Source organism: Pantoea sp. UBA5923, assembly GCF_002431095.1.
In the GTDB taxonomy this organism is placed as follows: domain Bacteria; phylum Pseudomonadota; class Gammaproteobacteria; order Enterobacterales; family Enterobacteriaceae; genus Pantoea; species Pantoea piersonii.
Genome location: NZ_DJDN01000009.1, coordinates 37,309 through 40,108, shown reverse-complemented (window position 1 = coordinate 40,108; position 2,800 = coordinate 37,309). Strand labels below are relative to the sequence as shown.

Annotated in this window: 2 protein-coding genes and 2 pseudogenes; all 4 read left to right on the top strand. The window is 65.8% G+C overall.

Going from position 1 to position 2,800, the window contains the following annotated elements:
* Positions 1–276, top strand: a pseudogene (locus B3797_RS01200) (ABC transporter ATP-binding protein); the annotation flags it as partial.
* Positions 273–1,283: a putative FMN-dependent luciferase-like monooxygenase gene (locus tag B3797_RS01195; RefSeq protein WP_311790160.1), complete on the top strand. Its 1,011-nt coding sequence runs from the start codon at positions 273–275 to the stop codon at positions 1,281–1,283. The pseudogene B3797_RS01200 and the gene B3797_RS01195, both read left to right, overlap by 4 nt.
* Positions 1,280–2,392 (top strand): alkylhydroperoxidase domain protein, encoded by a 1,113-nt coding sequence (locus tag B3797_RS01190; RefSeq protein ID WP_311790159.1) that lies wholly within the window; start codon positions 1,280–1,282, stop codon positions 2,390–2,392. The genes B3797_RS01195 and B3797_RS01190 overlap by 4 nt, the downstream gene beginning before the upstream one ends.
* A gap of 2 nt (positions 2,393–2,394) precedes the next feature.
* Positions 2,395–2,800: pseudogene (locus tag B3797_RS01185) on the top strand (amidohydrolase); the annotation flags it as partial.

The window sequence follows — 2,800 nt, the reverse complement described above, 5'->3', positions numbered from 1 at the left end:
GACGAGGCGACCTCGGCGCTCGACGTCACTGTTCAGGCGCAAATTCTGCTGCTGTTGCAACAGTTACAGAACGAGCTGGGCCTCACCTATTTGTTTATTACCCATGACCTGGCGACGGTGCGCCATATGGCTGACAGCATCACGGTACTGCGTGCAGGCGAAGTGGTAGAGAGCGGTGACGTTGTCACGCTGTTTGACGCTCCCCGTCACGCCTACACCCGCGAACTGATCGCCGCTATTCCCCGGTTTACTCAGCGAATGAGGGCTTCCGCATGACGCGACGCATTGGCTTTTTTACCCGGCTGCTGGATAAGGCATCTGCGCAGCAGCGCTACCGCCTGGCAACCGAACAGATTCAGCACGCCGAACGGCTCGGCTTTGACAGCGCCTGGATTGCGCAGCACCATTTTCACGAGGCGGAGGGTGGCCTGCCCGCTCCGCTGGTCTTTCTGGCGCACGCGGCGGCGCATACCCGCACCATCCGTCTCGGTACGGCGATTATCACCCTGCCGATGGAGAATGCGCTGCGCGTGGCGGAGGATGCGGCGGTACTGGATCTGCTGGCGGAGGGACGTCTGGAAATCGGCCTGGGCTCCGGCGGCACGCCCGACTCCTTTCTGCCCTTCGGCCTGACCTTTGAACAGCGCGCTGCCGCGTTCGCCGATAACCTGCATCAGCTGCTCAGCGCCTGGCGCGGCGATTCGCTGGGTCATCCTGATAATCATCTTTACCCTGCCGCGCCGCAGCTGGCGCAGCGCGTCTGGATCGCCACCTTTTCCGCCGAGGGGGCGGCGCGCGCCGGGGCGGCTGGCCACGGCCTGATGCTGTCGCGCACTCAGCCGCGTCCGGCAGAAGATCCGGCGCGCGCGCTGGATGCGATACAGAACCCGCTTATCGACGCCTACCTTGCCGCGCTGCCTGCGGGCGTTGCGCCGCGTATTCTCGCCTCGCGCACCGCCTTTGTCGCCGATTCGGACGCCTGGGCGCGCCGCGTTGCCGAGCCGGGCATCCGTCATCAGGCGCAGCAGTATCGCGCCGCCGGACATGCGCTGCGCGGCGAGTCGCTGGACGATATTTTCGCGCAGTTCGACGCCCATATCGGCGATCCCGCCAGGGTGCGCGCCTCGCTGGCGCAGGACAGCGTGCTGCCGCGCGTTACCGATATCTCGTTTCAGGTGCACTCCGTCGAGCCGTCGCACGCCGATACCTTGCGCTCCATTGAACTTATCGCCGAACAGATCGCGCCCTGGCTGCGTACGCTGACTTCTCAGGAGAAATCATGACTCAATCCCACGATCTGCTGGCCGAACTGGCCGATATCGATCCCGCCAGCGAACTGGCGCAGGCGCGCGCCACGCGCGATGCCGCCACCCGGCATACGCAGGGCAGCTATGAGGTGCTGTTCAGCCAGCAGGAGGCCGATTTCCCGCTGGCTGAACGCGTCGCGCTGGCGGCGCAGGTGGCGGAGTGGCATGGCGCTGAACGGCTGCGCGCGCACTATGCCGCGCATCAGGCGTTCCAGCCGCTCGGCGACGCCGCGCGCCAGACGCAGGCGCTGGCCTTTGCCAGACGCCTTACCTTTGAGCCGGTCGCCGCCGCGCCTGAGCATATCCAGGCGCTGCGCGACGCTGGCTGGAGCGCGCGCGGCGTGGTCACGCTGGCGCAGCTGGTGGCCTTTATCAGCTTCCAGAGTCGGTTGCTTGCCGGTTTGCGGCTGCTACAGGGTGAAGAGACGAGCAGCCCGCCGCGCGCCGCCGTCGCAGGCCGCTGGCATACCGCCGAACGCACTGCCAGCGGGCAAACCGCGCCCACCGCTTTTACCCAGGCGGAACTCGGCTGGGAACCCTGGCTGGCGGCGAAGCCGCTGGCGGAGTTTGACGCCGAAGAGCAGGCGATTCTGGCGCGTTTCGGCCACAGCGACTCCGACTATTTCCGCCTGCTGGCGCGCAACCAGCCGGTGCTGGAGCAGCGCACCCTCACTGACAAGGGCATCTTCTATACCGCCGGCGGTTTATCGCGCGCCGAACGCGAACTGGCCGCTACGGTAGCCAGCAAGATCAACGGCTGCATCTACTGCGCCTCGGTGCATGCGCGCAAGGCGGCGCAGCTTTCTAAAGATAAGGATGCAGTGCAGAAACTGCTGAATGTCGCGCCCGGCGCGGCGCTGTCGCATGGTCAGTCGCCGCGCTGGGCCGCCGATATCGATTTCTCTGCCTCGCTCTCGGTTACGCCGCCCGGCGCCAGCCAGGCGCAGCTTCAGGCGCTGCGCCAGCAGGGGCTGGATACGCTGGCGCAGCTCGATCTGGTGCAGTCGACCGCTTTCTTCGCCTGGGCGAACCGCCTGATGCTGACGCTCGGCGAGCCCTTTCTGCCTTCTGACGCACAAGGATAAGTATGTTGTCACCTGACCAACTGATCGCCTGGCGACGCGAGCTGCATCAGCATCCAGAACTGTCGAATCATGAATTTCAGACCACGGAACGCATCACGCGCTGGCTGCGACAGGGCGATATTCGCCTGCTGCCGCTGGCGCTGAAAACCGGCGTGGTAGCGGAGACAGGCCAGGGCGAACCGCTGATTGCGCTGCGCGCCGATATCGACGCTCTGCCCATCGACGAGGCTGTCGACCGCCCGTGGAGGTCGCAGCAGCCTGGCGTTATGCACGCCTGCGGCCACGATCTGCACACCTCGATAATGCTCGGCGTGGCGCACCGCCTGCGGCAGCAGGAGCAGCAGCTGCCAGGGCGCGTGCGCATTCTGTTCCAGCCGGCGGAAGAGACCTTTAACGGCGCCGGTTCAG

Excerpts from the sequence above, each read along its gene's own strand:
- B3797_RS01190 (WP_311790159.1), top strand. The coding sequence starts at position 1,280 with ATGACTCAATCCCACGATCTGCTGGCCGAACTGGCCGATATCGATCCC.
- B3797_RS01195 (WP_311790160.1), top strand. The coding sequence starts at position 273 with ATGACGCGACGCATTGGCTTTTTTACCCGGCTGCTGGATAAGGCATCT.